The organism is Allobosea vaviloviae (assembly GCF_001298265.1).
Classification (GTDB): domain Bacteria; phylum Pseudomonadota; class Alphaproteobacteria; order Rhizobiales; family Beijerinckiaceae; genus Allobosea; species Allobosea vaviloviae_B.
Genome location: NZ_LGSZ01000010.1, coordinates 17,628 through 35,648, shown reverse-complemented (window position 1 = coordinate 35,648; position 18,021 = coordinate 17,628). Strand labels below are relative to the sequence as shown.

Annotated in this window: 15 protein-coding genes; 4 read left to right on the top strand and 11 right to left on the bottom strand. The window is 67.6% G+C overall.

Features of this window, described 5'->3' with window-relative positions:
* The first annotated feature begins 76 nt into the window (after positions 1 to 76).
* Positions 77 to 1,417 carry an aspartate aminotransferase family protein gene (locus AE618_RS01620; RefSeq protein WP_054207314.1) on the top strand — a complete coding sequence of 447 codons (1,341 nt, stop codon included), beginning with the start codon at positions 77 to 79 and terminating at the stop codon, positions 1,415 to 1,417.
* 42 nt (positions 1,418 to 1,459) lie between these two features.
* On the opposite strand, the gene AE618_RS01615 is transcribed toward AE618_RS01620, so the two are convergent.
* From AE618_RS01615 to AE618_RS01585, 7 genes are all read right to left on the bottom strand, one after another.
* The gene (locus AE618_RS01615) at positions 1,460 to 1,687 is read right to left on the bottom strand and encodes a Txe/YoeB family addiction module toxin (protein ID WP_248310712.1); all 228 of its coding nucleotides are present in this window, start codon (positions 1,685 to 1,687) and stop codon (positions 1,460 to 1,462) included.
* A gap of 23 nt (positions 1,688 to 1,710) precedes the next feature.
* On the bottom strand, positions 1,711 to 2,016 hold the full coding sequence (locus AE618_RS01610; protein WP_082364912.1) for a type II toxin-antitoxin system Phd/YefM family antitoxin: 306 nt from the start codon (positions 2,014 to 2,016) through the stop codon (positions 1,711 to 1,713).
* A gap of 44 nt (positions 2,017 to 2,060) precedes the next feature.
* A complete protein-coding gene (locus tag AE618_RS01605; RefSeq protein WP_054207312.1) occupies positions 2,061 to 2,555 on the bottom strand; it encodes a peptide deformylase in 495 nt (164 codons plus the stop codon).
* Positions 2,556 to 2,562: 7 nt separating this feature from the next.
* Entirely contained in the window at positions 2,563 to 4,767 is a 2,205-nt protein-coding gene (locus tag AE618_RS01600; RefSeq protein ID WP_054207311.1) for an FAD-dependent oxidoreductase, read from the bottom strand.
* Between the two features lie 11 nt (positions 4,768 to 4,778).
* Entirely contained in the window at positions 4,779 to 5,987 is a 1,209-nt protein-coding gene (locus tag AE618_RS01595; protein ID WP_054207310.1) for an acetyl-CoA C-acetyltransferase, read from the bottom strand.
* 148 nt (positions 5,988 to 6,135) lie between these two features.
* Positions 6,136 to 7,932, bottom strand: coding sequence for an acyl-CoA dehydrogenase C-terminal domain-containing protein (locus AE618_RS01590; RefSeq protein ID WP_054207397.1), 1,797 nt, complete (start codon positions 7,930 to 7,932; stop codon positions 6,136 to 6,138).
* A gap of 238 nt (positions 7,933 to 8,170) precedes the next feature.
* Positions 8,171 to 8,632: a MerR family transcriptional regulator gene (locus AE618_RS01585; protein ID WP_082364911.1), complete on the bottom strand. Its 462-nt coding sequence runs from the start codon at positions 8,630 to 8,632 to the stop codon at positions 8,171 to 8,173.
* Positions 8,633 to 9,009: 377 nt separating this feature from the next.
* Between AE618_RS01585 and AE618_RS01580 the strand changes: the two genes are divergently transcribed.
* The 3 genes from AE618_RS01580 to AE618_RS01570 all read left to right on the top strand — a co-directional run bounded on the left by AE618_RS01580 (position 9,010) and on the right by AE618_RS01570 (position 14,397).
* Positions 9,010 to 12,471 carry a tetratricopeptide repeat protein gene (locus AE618_RS01580; protein WP_156330047.1) on the top strand — a complete coding sequence of 1,154 codons (3,462 nt, stop codon included), beginning with the start codon at positions 9,010 to 9,012 and terminating at the stop codon, positions 12,469 to 12,471.
* A gap of 226 nt (positions 12,472 to 12,697) precedes the next feature.
* Positions 12,698 to 13,627 carry a sulfite exporter TauE/SafE family protein gene (locus tag AE618_RS01575; RefSeq protein WP_054207308.1) on the top strand — a complete coding sequence of 310 codons (930 nt, stop codon included), beginning with the start codon at positions 12,698 to 12,700 and terminating at the stop codon, positions 13,625 to 13,627.
* Positions 13,624 to 14,397, top strand: coding sequence for a TIGR02186 family protein (locus AE618_RS01570; RefSeq protein WP_054207307.1), 774 nt, complete (start codon positions 13,624 to 13,626; stop codon positions 14,395 to 14,397). Before AE618_RS01575 ends, AE618_RS01570 begins: the two co-directional genes overlap by 4 nt.
* A 13-nt stretch (positions 14,398 to 14,410) precedes the next feature.
* On the opposite strand, the gene AE618_RS01565 is transcribed toward AE618_RS01570, so the two are convergent.
* The 4 genes from AE618_RS01565 to fdh3B form a co-directional block, all read right to left on the bottom strand.
* Positions 14,411 to 15,667, bottom strand: a complete 1,257-nt coding sequence (locus AE618_RS01565) for a molybdopterin molybdotransferase MoeA (protein ID WP_054207306.1) — start codon at positions 15,665 to 15,667, stop codon at positions 14,411 to 14,413.
* A gap of 7 nt (positions 15,668 to 15,674) precedes the next feature.
* The gene (gene mobB / locus AE618_RS01560; RefSeq protein WP_054207305.1) at positions 15,675 to 16,205 is read right to left on the bottom strand and encodes a molybdopterin-guanine dinucleotide biosynthesis protein B; all 531 of its coding nucleotides are present in this window, start codon (positions 16,203 to 16,205) and stop codon (positions 15,675 to 15,677) included.
* Between the two features lie 125 nt (positions 16,206 to 16,330).
* A complete protein-coding gene (locus AE618_RS01555; protein ID WP_054207304.1) occupies positions 16,331 to 17,338 on the bottom strand; it encodes a formate dehydrogenase subunit gamma in 1,008 nt (335 codons plus the stop codon).
* A gap of 84 nt (positions 17,339 to 17,422) precedes the next feature.
* The gene (gene fdh3B / locus AE618_RS01550; RefSeq protein ID WP_054207303.1) at positions 17,423 to 18,019 is read right to left on the bottom strand and encodes a formate dehydrogenase FDH3 subunit beta; all 597 of its coding nucleotides are present in this window, start codon (positions 18,017 to 18,019) and stop codon (positions 17,423 to 17,425) included.
* Between the last annotated feature and the right edge of the window lie 2 nt (positions 18,020 to 18,021).

Here is an 18,021-nt window from a genome sequence, read left to right as displayed (position 1 = left end):
GCCGCGATGCGGTGGAGATTTACACCCCGCATCGTGCTGTTAGGTTGAGGGAAGATTAATCCACAGGACCGCCCCGATGACCCCAGCACCGTCCCCGATCGCCAGCCCCAACGACCTCGAAGCCTTCTGGATGCCGTTCACGGCGAATCGGGCTTTCAAGAAGCGGCCGCGCATGATCGCGCGGGCGGACGGGATGTATTATTACACCCCCGAGGGCAAGCCGATCATGGACGGCACGGCGGGCCTGTGGTGCTGCAATGCCGGCCATAAGCGCCGCCCGATCATCGAGGCTATCCAGGCCCAGGCCGAGGAACTCGACTTCGCCCCGAACTTCCAGTTCGGCCATCCCAAGGTTTTCGCGGCGGCTGCCCGCATCGCGGCGCTGGCCCCGGGCGATCTCGACCATGTCTTCTTCGCCGGCTCCGGTTCGGAAGCCGCCGACACCGCGCTGAAGATCGCGATCGCCTACTGGAACGTGCTCGGCAAGGGCTCGAAGACCCGGCTGATCGGGCGCGAGCGCGGCTATCACGGCGTCGGCTTCGGTGGCATTTCCGTCGGCGGCATCGTCTCGAACCGCAAGTTCTTCGGCTCGCTGCTGGCCGGCTCCGACCATATGCCGGCGACCTATGACCGCGAGAAGCAGCGCTTCACCAAGGGCGAGCCGGAGTATGGCGCCCATTTCGCCGACGAGCTCGAGCGCATCGTCACCCTGCACGACGCCTCGACCATCGCCGCCGTGATGATCGAGCCGATGTCGGGCTCGACCGGCGTGCTGCCGCCGCCCAAGGGCTATCTCAAGCGCCTGCGGGAGATCTGCACCAAGCACAACATCCTGCTGATCTTCGACGAGGTCATCACCGGCTTCGGGCGGCTGGGCAGCGCATTTGCCGCCGAGCGCTACGACGTCGTGCCCGACATGATCACCTTCGCCAAGGGCGTGACCTCGGGTGCCGTGCCGATGGGCGGCGTCATCGTGCGCAAGCCGATCTTCGACGCCTTCATGAACGGCCCCGACAACGCCATCGAGCTGTTCCACGGCTACACCTATTCCGGCCATCCGCTGGCGGCGGCGGCCTCGCTGGCGACGCTCGACATCTATCGCGACGAGGGCCTGTTCGAGCGGGCCAAGATGCTGGAGCCGATCTGGGCCGATGCCGTCATGGACCTGAAGGAGGAGCCCAACGTGCTCGACATCCGCACGCTCGGGCTTGTCGCCGGCATCGACCTCGCGTCACGCCCCGACGGCGTCGGCAAGCGCGGCTATGACGCGATGGAGCACGCCTTCCACGAGGAGGGGCTGATGGTGCGCCTGACCGGCGACACGCTCGCCCTGACCCCGCCGCTGATCGTGACCGAAGACCAGATCGGCGAGATCGTCGAGAAGACGCGGCGGGTGATCAGGGCGGTCGCCAACTGAACCAAAGGGCCTCGCCCCTTTCCGGCGGCGAGGCCCTTGCGGTCAGTAGTGATAGCGGCACTGCGCGATCTTGAGCCGGTCCTCGATGACGCGATAAACCAGACGGTGCTCGTCGGTGATGCGACGAGACCACCAGCCGGACTTGTCGTGTTTCAGCGGCTCGGGTTTGCCGCGACCGGTGAAGGGCGTACGACAGCATTCGTCGATAAGCTGGAGCGCCTTTAACGCCAATTTGGGCTCGTCAGACGCCAGCGACACGAGTTCGCTCATGGCGCGGCGCGAGATGACGACTATCATTCGGCAGCGTCTTGCCGCCCCGAAACCGCCTTCTCGACGAAGACCTTCAGATCGTCAGGCGTCTCGAAGGTGATCCCCTCGCCCCGATCAAGCTCTGCGATCGACTCTTCGAGAGCCTTCGCGTTCGCTGGGCTGGCGTGAAGATAGCGGGTCTCCTCATAGGAGCCGAAATCCTCGAGCGAGAGCAGCACCGCCGTCTTGCCGTTGGCGCGGGTGACGATGACCGGGTCATGGTCATCCGCCGCCTGATCCATGATCTTGGCGAGGTTGGCACGCAGATGGGAGTAGGTCACGACTTTCATGGGCGGTTTGTACCAGATATGGGACAAGTTCGCTATGAGAGTGTTCAGCCCCGCCGCAGCTTCCCATAGCGCGCGATCACCCGCTCGCGCTTGAGCCGCGACAGGCGCTGCAGCCAGAAGACACCATCGAGCTGATCGATTTCGTGCTGGTGGCAGGTGGCGAGGAAGCCTTCGGCCTCCTCCTCATGGGCGGCGCCGTCGAGATCGCGCCAGCCAACGCGCACTCTCGCCGGCCGCTCGATCTCCTCGGTGACGCCCGGCATCGAGACGCTGCCCTCGGTGGCGCGGGCGGTTTCCGGCGAGGCCCAGAGCATCTGCGGATTGGCATAGGTCCGCACCTCGCCGGGCGTCAGCTCCAGCACGACAAGGCGGAGCGGCACGCCGACATGTGGTGCGGTGATGCCAACGCCGGGCGCGGCGCGCATCGTGTCGAGCAGATCGGCGGCGAGCTGCCGCAGATCGGCGTCGAAGCGCTCGACCGGCTCCGCGACCGCGCGCAGGCGCGGATCGGGATAGGCGACGATCGGCAGGATCGCCATAGCCGCCTCAGGCGGCGGCTTTGGCCGCCGCTGCGCCGTAATAGCTCTCGCCGGTCTTGGCCATGCGCTTGAGCTGCCGGTTGGGCTTGAAGCGCTCGCCATGCTTCTTGGCGAGACCCTCGCAGAGCTTCACGAAGGCAGCCGCACCCATATTGTCGATGAAGGAGAGCGTGCCGCCCGAATAGGGCGCGAAGCCGAAGCCGATGATCGAGCCGACATCGGCCTCGCGCGGATCGGTGACGACGCCCTCCTCATAGGTGCGCGCAGCCTCCAGCGCCTGCGTCACCAGAAGGCGGTGCTGCAGCTCCTCCATGTCGACCTGTTCCGGCGCCAGACGCTTGCCGACGAGATCGGCCAGACCCGGCCAGAGGCGCTTGGGCCCGGCTTCCGGATAGTCGTAGAAGCCCTTCTTGTTCTTGCGGCCGAGGCGGCCGTGCTTCTCGACCATGTCCGAGAGCAGCTTCTCCTGCGCCGGATCCACTGCGCCATCGCCGAGTTGGACTTTGGTCGCCTTCAGCACCTTGAAGGCGAGATCGACCGCGACCTCGTCGTTGAGCGAGAGCGGGCCGACCGGCATGCCGGCCTGCTTGCCGGCCGCCTCGATCATCGCCGGGGGCACACCCTCCATCAGCATCAGGTGGCCTTCGCGCAGATAGTTGCCGACGCAGCGATTGGCGTAGAAGCCGCGCGTGTCATTCACGACGATCGGCGTCTTCTTGATGGCGCGGACGAAATCGAGCGCCATGGCGAGCGCCTTCTTGCCGGTCTTTCTGGCCATGATGACCTCGACCAGCAGCATCTTCTCCACCGGCGAGAAGAAATGGATGCCGATGAAGTTCTGCGGCCGCTGGCTGGTGGTGGCCAGCCCGGTGATCGGCAGCGTCGAGGTGTTGGAGCCGAAGATGGTCTTGGGGCCGACGGCCGCCTCGACCTTGGCGATGACCTCGGCTTTGACCTTGGGATCCTCGAAGACGGCCTCAACGACGAGGTCGCAGCCCTTGAGCGCGGCATAGTCGGCGGTCGCGGTAATGCGGGACAGCAGCGCGTCGCGGTCGGCGGTCTTGGCGCGGCCTTTCATGATCTGGTCGGAGACCAGCTTGTGCGAATAGGCCTTGCCCTTGTCGGCGGCCTCCTGGTCGCGATCGACCAGCACGACCTCGAGGCCGGCCTGCGCCGTGACATAGGCGATGCCGGCGCCCATGAAGCCCGCGCCGACGACGCCGACCTTCTTGAGCTTCGAGGGCGGCACGTCGGCCGGGCGGCGTGCGCCCTTGTTGAGCTCCTGCATCGACACGAAGAGCGAGCGGATCATCGAGGCCGCCTCCTTCGTCCGCAGGATCTTGGCGAAGTAGCGGCTCTCGACCTTCAGCCCGAGATCGATCGGGAGCTGAAGCCCCTCATAGACCGCCGAGAGGATGGCCCGCGCCGCCGGGTAGTTGTCGTTGGTCTCGCGGCGATAGATCGCGTTGGCCGGCGGCCAGATCTGCATGCCGGCCGGCGAATAGACCTTGTTGGAGGGAAGCTTGAAGCCCTTCTGGTCCCAGGGCGCGGTCGCGGTCGGGTTGGCCTTGAGCCAGTCCTTGGCATTCTGGACGATGTCGGCACGGGCCGCGACGGCATGGACGAGGCCAGTGTTGCGGGCCGGCAGCGCTTTCACCTGCTCGCCCTTGAACATCATCTGCAGGGCGTCGCCGGTCTGCAGCAGCCGGGCGACGCGCTGGGTGCCGCCAGCGCCGGGGAACAGCCCGACCTTGATCTCGGGCAGGCCGACGCGGGTCGAGGCATCGTCGGAGACGACGCGGTACTGGCAGGCGAGCGCGAGCTCGAAGGCGCCGCCGAGGCAGACGCCGTGGATCGCGGCGGCGAAGGGTTTTCCGCAGGTCTCGAGCTTGCGGTAGAGTTGGCTGAGCTTGCGGCTCTCGTCGAAGAAGCTCTGCATGGCGACCTGCTCGCCCTTCTCCTTGGCGAGGCCGACATAGAGGTCGCGCAGCCCCTGCAGCATGGTCAGGTCAGCGCCGCCCGAAAAGGCCGCCTTGCCGGAGGTGATGACGCAGCCCTTGATGGCCTCGGTCGAGGCCACCGTGTCGATGATCGCGTCGAGTTCGGCCATCAGCTCGGGCGTGATGACGTTCATCGAGCGGCCGGGCATGTCCCAGGTCGCGGTCGCGATGCCGTCGGAATCAGTTTCGAAGCGGAAATTGGTGAGGTCCATGATCGTTCTCCTCAAACCCGCTCGATGATGGTGGCGACGCCCATGCCGGCGGCGACGCAGAGCGTCACCAGGGCGGTGTTCTTGTCCGTGCGCTCCAGCTCGTCGAGCACGGTGCCCAGGATCATCGCGCCGGTGGCGCCGAGCGGGTGGCCCATGGCGATGGCGCCGCCATTCACGTTCAGGATCTCGTCGTCGATGTCGAAAGCCTGCTGGAAGCGCAGCACGACCGAGGAAAACGCCTCGTTCAGCTCGAACAGGTCGATATCCCCAGTGGTCATGCCCGCCTTCTTCAGCACCAGTTCGGTGACATCGACGGGGCCGGTCAGCATCAGCGCGAGATCGGAGCCGATGGTGGCGAAGGCCTTGATGCGGGCGCGGGGCTTCAGGCCCGCTGCCTTGCCTCCCTTCTTCGAGCCGATGAGCACGGCGGCCGCGCCATCGACGATGCCCGAGGAGTTGCCGGCATGGTGGACGTGGTTGACGAACTCGACATCCGGGTGGGCGGCGGTCGCGACCGCATCGAACCCGCCCATCTCGCCCATCTGGACGAAGGAGGCCTTGAGCGCGGCCAGCGTCTGCATGTCGGTGCCTGGCCGGATGGTCTCGTCACGATCCAGAATGGTGAGGCCGTTGACGTCGGTGACCGGGATCACCGAGTTCTTGAAGCGCCCGGCCTCCCAGGCGGCATGGGCGCGCTTGTGCGAGCGAACCGCGAAGGCGTCGACGTCGTCGCGCGAGAAGCCGTATTTCGTGGCGATCAGATCAGCCGAGACGCCCTGCGGCATGAACCAGGTGTCGATGGCGACGGAGGGGTCGAAGGCGATGCCGAAGCCAGAGGCGCCCATGCCGACGCGGCTCATGCTCTCGACGCCACCGCCGATCGCCATCTCCTTCTGGCCGGACATGACCTGCGCGGCGGCAAGGTTCACCGCATCGAGCCCCGAGGCGCAGAAGCGGTTGATCTGGATGCCGGGCACCTCCTTGCCGTAGCCGGCCTTGAGGGCGCAGGTGCGGGCGATGTCGGCGCCGGCCTCCCCGACCGGATCGACGCAGCCGAAGACGACGTCCTCGACCAGCCCGGTGTCGAGGTCGTTGCGGTCCCGGATCGCGCGCAGCGTCGTGGTGCCGAGCTCGATCGCCGTGACCTCGTAAAGAGAGCCGTCGGCCTTGCCCTTGCCGCGCGGCGTGCGGACATGGTCGTAGATGAATGCGTCTGCCATCAGGGGCCTCCCGGGCTGGCCGCAGCGAGGCGGCTCGTTTTCGTGCCGGACGTCATGGTCGGGCTTGACCCGACCATCTCGTCATCCAGCGGTGTGTGCAAGGTCTGCGAGAGATGGTCGGGCCAAGCCCGACCATGACACGCCATCTTCAGAACTGGTCCGCGCTCAGCGCCATCGTCGAATCCGCGCCGCTGGTGATCCGCGCCAGATGCGCCGCCGTCTCAGGCAGGCTGCGCTCCATGAAGAAGCGAGCCGTGACCAGCTTGGTGTTCATCCGCTCGGTCGCGCCATTGGCGCCGGCCTTGAGCTTGCCCTGAGCGACCTTGGCGATCTTGCCCCACATATAGCCGAGCGAGACGAGGCCGAGCAGATGCATGAAATCGGTCGCGCCGGCGCCGGCATTGTCAGGCCTGGCCATGGCGTTGTTCATGAACCACATCGTCGCCTGCTGGAGATGGCCGAGCGAGGCGGCAAGCGGCGTCAGCAACGGCTTGAGCGCCTCGTCCTCGCCGTTCTCCTGGATGAAGCCGCCGACCTCGTTGAAGAAGGCCATGATGGCGCGGCCGCCGTCGCGGCCGAGCTTGCGGCCGACGAGGTCCATCGCCTGCACGCCATTGGCGCCCTCGTAGATCATGGCGATGCGGGCATCGCGGACGAACTGCTCCATGCCCCATTCGGCGATGTAGCCATGGCCGCCGAACATCTGCTGGGCCTTCACGGCATTGTCGAAGCCGACATCGGTCAGCACGCCCTTGAGCACCGGCGTCATCAGCCCGAGCTGGTCGTCTGCGGCCTGGCGCTCGGCTTCGTCGCCCGAGCGGTGGGCGATGTCCGACTTCAGCGCGTTCCAGATGACAAAGGCGCGCGCCGCCTCGTTGAAGGCCTTGATCGACATCAGCGTGCGGCGCACGTCGGGGTGGACGATGATCGGGTCGGCGGCCTTGTCGGGACTCTTCGCGCCGGTCAGCGAGCGGCCCTGGACGCGGTCCTTGGCGTAGGCGACAGCGTTCTGATAGGCGACCTCGGACTGGGCCAGCCCCTGGATCGCGACGCCGAGCCTCGCCTCGTTCATCATCACGAACATGGCGTTGAGGCCCTTGTTCTCCGTGCCGATGAGCCAGCCCTTGGCACCGTCATAGTTCATGACGCAGGTCGCGTTGCCGTGAATGCCCATCTTGTGCTCGATCGAGCCGCAGGAGACGTGGTTGTTCGCGCCAACCGAGCCATCCGCGCCGATGCTGTTGCGCGGAACGACGAAGAGCGAGATGCCCTTGACGCCGGCGGGAGCACCCTCGATGCGGGCGAGGACGAGATGGATGATGTTCTCCGTGATGTCCTGCTCGCCAGCCGAGATGAAGATCTTGGTGCCGGTGATGGCGTAGGAGCCGTCGCCATTGGGGACGGCCTTGGTCTTGATCAGGCCGAGATCGGTGCCGCAATGCGGCTCGGTCAGGTTCATCGTGCCCGACCACACGCCCTCGATCATCTTGGGCAGATAGGTGCGCTTCTGGTCGTCCGAGCCGTGGACGTTGAGCGCGGCGATCGCGCCCATGGTCAGGCCCGGATACATCGCGAAGGCCATGTTCGCGGAGGAGGCGAACTCGTTCATCACGGCGCCCAGCGTATAGGGCAGGCCCTGCCCGCCATATTCGGGATCCATGGCAAGGCCGATCCAGCCGCCCTCGGCATAGGCCTTGTGCGCGGCCTTGAAGCCCTTGGGCGTGGTGACGCTGCCATCGGCGTTGCGGGTGCAACCCTCCTGGTCGCCGGAATGGTTCAGCGGCTGGAGCACCTCCTCGCAGAGCTTCGCGCCCTCGCCGAGCACGGCCTCCACCACATCGGGGGTCGCGTCGGCGAAGCCCGGGAGGTTGTTGTAGCGCTCGATGTTGAAGACGTCGTTCAGCAGGAAAAGCGTATCTTCGACGGGCGCCTTGTAAACCGGCATGCGTTCCTCCCTCTCGTCGCGAGGCCACCCGCCTGACAGCGAGGGCTCCGAATAGTTCATATATAAACTATCATTCCCGGTCTTGCAAAGGGGTCGGCGGGATTTTCCTACACACCTCACGACAATGACATTCGCGCGGCCACCCGACAAAAGCAAAACGCCCCGGCTTCCAGCCGGGGCGTTTTGGGATGGATTGACGCTGGCAGACCTTGCGAGACGGGCCAGGCCTTGGCGACGCTCAGGCCTTGGGGAAACGAGCCGCCGAGGCTTCGAGTTCGGCGATCGCACTGTCGATCTCGGCGCGCTGGGTGCGCAGCAGCTCGAGTTGCTCGACCACCTGCTCGCGGCTGAGCTGCAGGCCGCCGACGGACGCCGAACCGGCATCGGCACCGCCCTTCTTCTCTTCATTGGCCAGCATGGCGCGGATCTCGACCAGGGTGAAGCCGAGCTGCTTGCCCTTCAGGATCAGGGCGAGGCGGGCACGGTCACGGCCCGAATAGATTCGGGTCATTCCCGAGCGAGCCGGCGCGATCAGGCCGCGCGATTCATAGAAGCGCAGCGTGCGCAGCGTGACGCCGAAATCCCTGGCGAGATCGCTGATGGTGAAGCCGGCGGGAGACTCCGACGCTGCAGGGTCGGATGGGGAAACACGGCCGTCATGATTCGGAGCGGCCGCCAGAGCATTGCTTTGGCGAGACATCGGTTTTCAATCCTTGAGGAGCGTGTGACACATCGCCGGCATTCTTGCGGCGAAAAATGCTTGCGGCGAAAAATGGCTTGCCGGCGAGATAGCGTCTGACCTGTCCTAGCGTCAGGTAATGCCGACGCGCCGCTAGGTAAGTTACGGTTAGACGGAGGGCCTGACGGCCGGCCCAGCGGGCCGTTCGCAGAAAATTAACGGATGGCGCTCCGATGTTAACCGGCTGTTTACCACGCCGGCCAAAAGGTCGGGCTTGCGGATCGGCATCGCCACCACGGAAACGCAATCTTCAGGCGTCGCCGAGCCCGCGAGGAAGGCAGCGCGTTCAGGGGCCTGCGCCTTCCCACCAAGGACAAGCCCCGTAGGCGAGCGTCAATATGGCCACTAGCTTGCCCTGGAGCGTCAAGGGCGTCGATCCCCGCACCCGCGACGCCGCGAAGGCCGCTGCAAGGCGTGCCGGGATGACGCTCGGCGAATGGCTCGACCATAAGCTGCGCGAGGAAGAGCCGTCGCAGTCCGCGCCGCCCGAACAGCTCGACATCGCCGCGCTCTCCGAACGCCTCGCCCGGCTCTCGCAGGGACAGATGGACACGGCACCGCAGCAGCCCGTCAGCGCGCCTGGAAGCGCGCCCGCGCCGTCGCGGGGCGAGATCGACGCCGTCCTTGCCCAGGCCGCCAGCATCGAGAGGCTGACCCGCGACTCCAGTGCCAAGACCGTCGGCGCGCTCGATTCGATCGCGCGCTGGATCGAGAACGCCGAGACGCGCATGAGCTCGGGCGAACGCGCTGCGGCGGAACGCCAGGAGCGGGCGACCAGCGTCATCGTCGAGGCCATCAAGACGATGGGCGAGCGCCTGGCCGATATCGAGCGCAAATCCGATATGGAACGAAAATCCGATCTGGAGCGCAAATCGGAGATCGGAAACAGGTCGAGAGAAGCACCGCCCTCCCCCCTCAACGTGGACCGTGTCCGCCCAGAGCACGCGCCCCGGCTCGCTTTCAGCCGCGACGGTCTCGCCGCCGCGGTGAGCGACATCCGCACCCGCCAGCGCATGCTCGACGACGACGAAGCCGCGCCCATGCGCCAGCCCGCGACGGCAGAGAGCCGCATCTCGGCGCTGCGCGACGATCTGCGCCAGCTCACTGCCCGGATCGCGCCCGTGGCCGCTGCCCGTGCCGAGCGGCCAGCGGCGCCTGTGCCTCAGGCACCCGCCGAGCGCGACCCGCAGCTGCGCCAGATCGAGGTCATGCTGGCCGATCTCGCCGGGCGCTTCGACCGCCTCGACAACCGAGACCGGATGGAGCCGATCCTGAAGCCGCTGGCGCGGATCGAGTCGGAGGTGTCGCGCCTCTCGCAGGACCGCTCCAGCGAGAGCTACCAGCGCTTCGAACTGGAGATCTCGCATCTGGCGGCCAAGGTCGATGCCCTTGCCGCCCGCGGCGGCGACCGCGCGATCCTCGCGCCGGTGCAGCGCGACATCGCCGAGCTGCGCGACATGCTCGCGTCGAGCGCGGGCGACCCGCGGCTCGGCGAGCTGTCGCAGCAGGTCTCGGCCCTGTCCTTCGAGATCAACCGGCTCCGCGATACGCAACCCGACGGGCGAGAACTCCGCAGCCTGACCCAAGCTGTCGACGACATCCGCGACTCCATCCTCGCCGATCGCGGACAGGCGCGGCTCGCCGACCTCGAACCGCTGGCCGCGCTCTCGCAGCAGATCGAAAGCCTGGCAGGCAAGATCGACCCGAGGCAGAACAGCTTCATCGAGGACCGGATCGACGCGCTGCAGGCCCGCATCGAGACGCTGGCCGAGAAGGGGCCGACTGCCGTGACACGGCAGATCGAGGCTCTGGCAGGGCGCATCGAGAACCTCGCAGCCTCGAGCAGCCTCGCCCATCTCGTCAGCGACGGCCATGTCCCGCCGCAGCTCGCCCCCGTCGCACAGGTCGATCTGAGTCCTGTCGAAGAGATGCTGCGGAAACTCGCGGACAAGATCGACGAGGCGGGCCGCCCCGGCGCTGATTCGGGGGCGTTCGATGCGCTCGAACAGCAGATTTCGGGGCTTGCCCAGCGGCTCGACGCTGCCGCCGCGACCCGTTCGGCCGAGACCGGCATGGAACGCACGCTGCAAGACCTCGTCGTCCATCTGCGCTCGCTGCGCGAGGAAACGGCGGAAACCGCCGAGCGGGCGGCACGCGCCGCGATGTCGGACCATCTCGGCCAGGTTGCGCAGCCCGCAAGCGGCATCGCCGAACTGAGCACGCTGCTTTCGGGGCTGCACGAGAGCCACGCCTCGACCGGGCGCGAGACGCAGGACGCCATCGGCGCCGTCCATCAGACGCTCGAAACCATCATCTCCCGGCTGTCGAGCCTGGAGGCCGAACTGGCTGCCGACCGGCAGAGCGCCCCGATCGCGACCCCGGCCCGCACCCCGATGCCGCCGCGCGCGGCTGCGGCCGAGCCCAGCAAGGGAAAGCCACCGGCGATGCCCGCCGCCATGAGCCTGGCGATGGAGGACCGGATTGCCGCTCCCGAGCGCGCGGCTCCCAAGGCGGGTGCGCCTGTCAGGGCCGAGGCTCCGGCAGCTGGCACCGCCACCGCGCAGATCAACGCCGCGCTGGATCTGCCGCTCGAGCCGGGCTCAGGTCGTCCGCGTGCCGATGCGGTGCTGGCCGGAGGGCACGACCAGCAGTCGATCCGCCAGAACCTGATCGCCGCCGCCAGGCGGTCTGCCAAGGCCGCCACCGAGGCGGCGTCTGCTGCTCCCGCGGCCACTCCTGAAGCCGCCAAGAGCGGCACCAGCCGGCTCAGGGAGATCATGGAGAAGCGGAAGCGGCCGCTGCTGCTCGGCCTGGCCGCGCTCGTGCTGGCGATGGGCACGGCCCATCTCGTCACCGGCGCGTTCAAAGGCACGCGCACAGCTGCGACCGGCGACGCCGTGCAGAGCCCGATCGTCCCGAAGGAGGAGGCTCCCGCCGAGGCACCGGCCAAGGACCAGACCTCGGCGCTGCAGGCAGCGCCAACCCCCGCTGCACCTGCCGCGGACGTCACCGGCTCGACCACCCAGCCGCTGCAAACCGCTGCGCCCGCTGCGCCCGCTGCTGTCGCTGCGCCGCTCGTGCCCGATCCCGTCCAGGCCGTCACCCAGCTCGGCGAGCTTCCCGCCGGCCTCGGCAGCGCCGGCCTGCGCAAGGCCGCGCTCGACGGCGACGCACGCGCCGTCTACGAACTCGCCAGCCGCGCCGCCGACGGCCCGACCGCCTCGCGCGACCCCAAGCTCGCCTTGCGGCTGTTCGAGCGAGCCGGGGTCGCGGGCCTCGCGCCCGCTCAGTTCCGCCTCGGCAACATGTTCGAGAAGGGCATCGGCACCGCCCGCGACCTCTCGCTGGCCCGCGTCTGGTACACGCGCGCCGCCGAGCGCGGCAACGCCAAGGCGATGCACAATCTCGCCGTGCTCCATGCCGAGGGCGTCTCCGGCAAGCCCGATTATGCGACGGCGACGGAATGGTTCCGCCGCGCCGCCCAGTTCGGCGTCCGCGACAGCCAGTATAACCTCGCGGTGCTGCTCGGACGCGGTCTGGGCGCACCGGCCGACCTGGCCCAGTCCTATCTCTGGTTCTCCGTCGCCGCGAGCCAGGGTGACGACGACGCGGCCAAGAAGCGCGACGATGTCGCCCAGCGGCTCGGCGCCACCGACCTCGCCGCAGCCAGGGCCGAGGCCGCCGCCTGGAAGCCGAAGCCAACGGACAACGCCGCCAACGAGGTCACGCCGCCCGCCAAGGGCTGGGACGAAACGCCGACCGCCGCAGTGAAGAAGCCAGCCAAGCCGGCCCGGAGCTGATGGGCCGGGCCGGGAAGCGACTGCAACGCGGCGTTCGCAACCCAAGCCTCGCGACGGGGGCGGCCGTCATGGTTTCGACGCGTTGGCGCGCCATCAGGACAAGCTATCGTCGCCGGCGTTCGCGATCGCCTCTCCGCCTCGGCATCTTGCCTTAACGGGATCGGTGCATAGTGGCGTCAGCCGCCGTCGGCCTGTCGTCCAGCGCAGCGGCGCATGAGGAGCAGAGGTGCAGATCTACCTCCCGATCGCCGAACTGCCGATCAGCATCCTCACGGTGCTGGCGCTCAGCGGCGCGGTCGGTTTCATATCCGGCCTGTTCGGCGTCGGCGGCGGATTCCTGCTGACGCCCCTGCTGATCTTCCTCGACATTCCTCCCGCCGTCGCCGTCGCGACCGTCGCGGCGCAGGTCGCGGGCTCCTCGACCACCGGCGTCCTGACCTACTGGCGAAGACGGGCGCTCGACTTCAAGCTCGGCGGCATCCTCGTCGCGGGCGGCATTCTGGGCACGCTGCTCGGCGTGCTGTTCTTCAACTCGATGCGGCGGCTGGGCCAGCTCGAGCTCGTCATCACCTTGTCCTATGTGACGCTGTTCACCATCATCGGCGGGCTGATGCTCTATGGAGCCCTGCGGGCCATGCTGCGCATCAGGGCCGGCAAGCCGGCACGGCTGCGACGCCGTGCGGGCACGCATCCCTGGTGGATGGGCCTGCCCTGGCGGATGCGCTTCCCGCGCTCCCAGCTCTATTGCAGCGCGATCCCGATCGCGCTTCTGGCCGTCGTGATCGGCTTCATCGGTGCGGTGCTGGGCGTCGGCGGCGGCTTCATCCTGGTGCCGGCGCTGATCTACTTCTTCCGCATCCCGACCGCCGTCGTCGTCGGCACGTCACTCTTCCAGATCCTGATGACGATGACGGGCGCGACGATCCTGCACGCGCTGACCAACCAGTCGGTCGATATCCTCCTCGCGATCCTCTTGCTCCTCGGCGGCGTCATCGGCGCCCAGTTCGGCGGCCGCGCGGCGCGCAACCTCAACGTCGAATCCTTCCGGCTCCTGCTGGCATTGCTGATCCTCTCCGTCGGTCTGCGTTTCGCGATCGAGCTGTTCATTCCGCCGAGCGAGCCGTTCTCGGTGATCCTCTCGGACAGCGCGCGATGAACCGGCTGATGCAGTTCATCGCGATGCTGGCGCTCGTGATCGGAGCGGCCGCCCCTGCGCACGCCGAGACGCTGATCGCGGCGATGTCGAGCCACCAGATCCAGATCACCTCGAACTACACGGGCAGCCAGCTCACCGTCTTCGGCGTGGTCGAGCGCGACGGGCGCACGGTTGCCCGCGGCGACCCCTACGACATCGTCGTCACCGTCCGCGGGCCAAAACGCATGCTGCTCGTGCGCGAAAAGGAGAGGCTCGGGCCGATCTGGATCAACCGCACCCAGCGCCGCTTCCCGGACTCCTCCCTGTTCCTGACCGTCGCGAGCAACCGGCCGCTCAGCGACATCCTCAGCGCAGACAGCGCTCGGCGCGAGCGCATCGGGCTGGAGAACGCCCAGCAGCGCAAGGACGCGGCGCTCGATCTCGACGTGACGACGGCGCGCTTTCAGGATGGGTTGATCCGCATCCTCTCCGACAAGGGGCTCTATTCGTCGGAAGAACGGGGCGTGACCTTTCTCTCCAACACGATGTTCAGCGCCCCGATCGACGTGCCCGCAACCGCGCCGACCGGCTCCTACGAGATCGACATCGTGCTCTATGCCGGCGGCGTGCCGCTGGCGCGCCAGAGCACCAATTTCGAGGTGGTCAAGAGCGGCATGGAACAGCGCCTCGCGTCCGGCGCCCACGACCTGCCCCTGCTCTACGGGCTCGTCACGGTGATCCTGGCGCTGCTGCTCGGCTGGCTCGCCAGCGTCGTCTTCCGGCGGGACTGACGGCGAAACCCGCTCAGCCGACGAGCGAACCATAGGCCAGGAACGGCACGACCGTGCCTTCGGGGATCGCAGTGAGGCTCTCCGCCAATTCGACGAGGCCGTCGGTGCGGGTCAGCGAGGTCAGCACCCCTGCGCCGTCCTGCGGATGCTTGCGCGCGACCATCACGCCGTCAGCGGTGGGCTCCAGCGAGACGCGGACATATTCGCGCCGGCCTTCCTTCTTGCGGTAGGCGAAGCCGAGCCTGACCGGCAGCGCCATCGGCCGGACCGGCTGCGTGCCGGCCAGCCGAGCGATCAGCGCCCTTGCCACGAAGGCGAAGGTGACGAACACCGCGACCGGATTTCCGGGAAGTCCGATGAAGGGCGTCGCGCCGATCCGACCCAGCGCCACCGGACGGCCGGGCTTGATGCCGATGCGCCAGAAGGCGAGTTCACCCTCGCGCTCGACGGCTGCCTTGACGTGGTCCTCCTCCCCGGTCGAGACGCCGCCCGAGGTCAGGACGAGGTCGCAATCGCCCGCCGCGCGCGCCAGATTTTGCGCCAGGCTGTCGCGCTCGTCGCGCAGGATGCCGAGATCGATCACCTCCGCGCCCGCACGGGCGATCATCGCGCGCAGCAAGGCACGGTTGGCATCGTAAATCGCCGCCGGCGCCAGCGGCGCGCCCGGCTCCGCCAACTCGTCGCCGGTCGAGAACACGGCGACGCGCGGCCTGCGCCGGACCGTGACCTCGATCAGGCCGAGTGCCGAGAGCAGCGCGAGATCCTGCGGGCGCAGGCGCTGGCCTGCCATCGCCGCGACGGTTCCGCGCGCGATGTCCTCGCCGGCCGGGCGGGCGTTCGCGCCCGACCCGAGGCCAGCGGGAAGGATCGCGACGCCCTCGTCGAGCGCGACATCCTCCTGCATGAAGACGGTGTCGGCGCCATCAGGCATCGGCGCGCCGGTGAAGACGCGAACCGCGACGCCGCTCGTCGTTACGCCGCCGGCATCCGCGCCGGCCGCGACACGGCCCGCGACGGGCAGCCGCGTCTCGCCTGCGGTGGCGAGATCGGCGAAGCGCACGGCATAGCCATCCACCGCCGAATTGGCGAAGGGCGGCAGGTCGAGCCCGGCGACGACATCCTGCGCCAGGACGCGGCCGTCAGCGTCGGCGAGCGCCAGGACCTGCGTGCCGGAGACCGGCTGGACCAGCGCCACGACCCGCTCGCCGGCCTGTTCCAGCGTCATCAGCGCGCCGCCGAAGGCCTCGCTGTCCCGGCTCAGTTGCGCCATGGCTCGGTCACTCCTGCGAGCCTGCCCGCGCCAGTACAGCGGCGAGCGGCTGGGCCTGCGCCAGCATGATATCGGCGATGGCCGCGATGTCGTCGAGGGCGACGACGGGTCGGCCGGCTTCGGGGAAGGCGATGTCGCTCGCGATGGCCACGATCGTCTCATCGCCGGGATGCAGCGGCGGCTTGCCGTTGGCGGCGCGATGGATCTCGATCTTGGCATGGGCCTCGCGCTTGAAGCCCTCGATGATGACGAGATCGACCGGCGACAGGCGCGCGAGCAGCTCAGACAGCGAGGCTTCCGGCTCTTCCCGCAATTCGCGCATCAGCGCCCAGCGGCGCTCCGACGAGATCAGCACCTCCCGCGCGCCGGCCTCGCGATGGGCATGGGAATCCTTGCCCGGCGTATCGAGATCGAAGGCGTGGTGGGCGTGCTTGAGCGTCGAGACAAAGACGCCGCGCCTGGCCAGTTCGGGAATGACGCGGGTCACGACGGTGGTCTTGCCCGCGCCGCTCCATCCCGCCAAACCGATCACGCGCATCGAGAGCCTTTGTCCAAAACAATGCCGGCCAAAAAGAAACCGGGCGCGAGGGGCGCCCGGCTGTCATCTTTCGGATTGGCGGGCGCGGTCAAGCCTGCATGTCGTCGCGACGCAGGCGTTCGACGTCACTCCGCGGGCTGCAGCCTCGGCCCGCCATTGACCTCACCCTTCTGGATTTCCTCCTCAGCCCAGAGCGAATGATGCGCCTTGGCCCAGTTGAGATCGACCTCGCCGGAGCCCATCGCGTCGAAGGCGCCTTCCATGCCGATCGTGCCGATATAGATGTGGCCGAGGATCATCGCGACCATCAGCACCGAGACGATGCCGTGCACGACGTTCCAGAATTGGAGGTTCAGGACGCCCCCCGCATAGAAGGGGAACAGCAGGTAGAAGCCTGAGACCGACAGTGCGGCACCGCCGAGGACGACGCTCCAGAACACGATCTTCTGGCCGCCGTTGAAGCGTTTCGACGGGGGATGGCCCTTGCCGACGATGCCGCCACCAGCCGCGAACCAGCGCAGATCGACCGTGCTGGGGATGTTGTCCTTGATCCAGACCACGAACATCAGGGCGACGCCGAGCATGAAAGGCCAGGCGAGGAAATTATGCGCCCACTTCGCCACCACCGAGATGTTGGTGAAGGCCTGCGGACCGATCAGCGGCAGGAGCACGAGCTTGCCGAAGGTGACGTTCAGTCCCGACAGGGCCAGCACGAGGAAGCAGGCCGCCGTCAGCCAGTGCATGAAGCGCTCGAAGCCGTTGAAACGGGTGATGGTGCGACCGGCCGGGCCGGCTGCGATCTCGATGCGGCCGCGGATCAGATAGAACGCGACGAGCGCAAGCAGCGTGCCGAGGACGGCGATGGCGGCGATGCGCAGCATCGTGCCCTGGTGGAAGGCGCGCCACTCGCGGCCGGCAGGCCGCTCCAGGGTCGCGGCCTTCTGGTCGGGGATGGTAATGCGTCCCTGCAGCTCGGCTGAGGGGTTGCCCTTCAGCGCGTCCAGGAACTGCTGCTCCGTCACCGACTTGGCGGTGGGATTGACCTGCTGCGCCGAGGCCGGAACCAGCGAGGCGGCCGCGAATGTCAGCAGCAGGGCTGCGAAGAGGAGACGGAGGACAGCGCCGAAACGCATTGCGAGCATCCTTTTCCGGGCTCTCGTTTTTCGAGGAGCCAGTTCGTTGCAATGACGGGCCACCGAAGCGCGCCCGGACCCGCGTCAGATCGCGATCGTTTCCTTGTAGGCGGTCTGCCAGCCCCAGGCGCCAGAGCCGTAGCCGCGCTTCACCACCCGCTCCTTGTAGATCTGGGCGATGATGTCGCCGTCACCGGCCAGCAGGGACTTGGTCGAGCACATCTCGGCGCAGAGCGGCAGCTTGCCCTCGGCGAGGCGGTTCGAGCCGTATTTCTGGAACTCGGCCGGCGACAGGTCGACCTCCGGGCCACCCGAGCAGTAGGTGCACTTGTCCATCTTGCCGCGCGAACCGAAGTTGCCGACCTTGGGATATTGCGGCGCGCCGAAGGGGCAGGCGTAGAAGCAATAGCCGCAACCGATGCAGAGATCCTTGTTGTGCAGGACCACGCCGTCGGCGGTGTTGTAGAAGCAGTCGACCGGGCAGACGGCCATGCAAGGTGCATCTGTACAATGCATGCAGGCCATCGAGATCGAGCGCTCGCCGGGCTTGCCGTCATTGATGGTGACGACGCGCCGGCGGTTGATGCCCCAGGGCACCTCGTTCTCGTTCTTGCAGGCGGTGACGCAGGCGTTGCATTCGATGCAGCGGTCGGCGTCGCAGAGGAATTTCATCCGTGCCATGA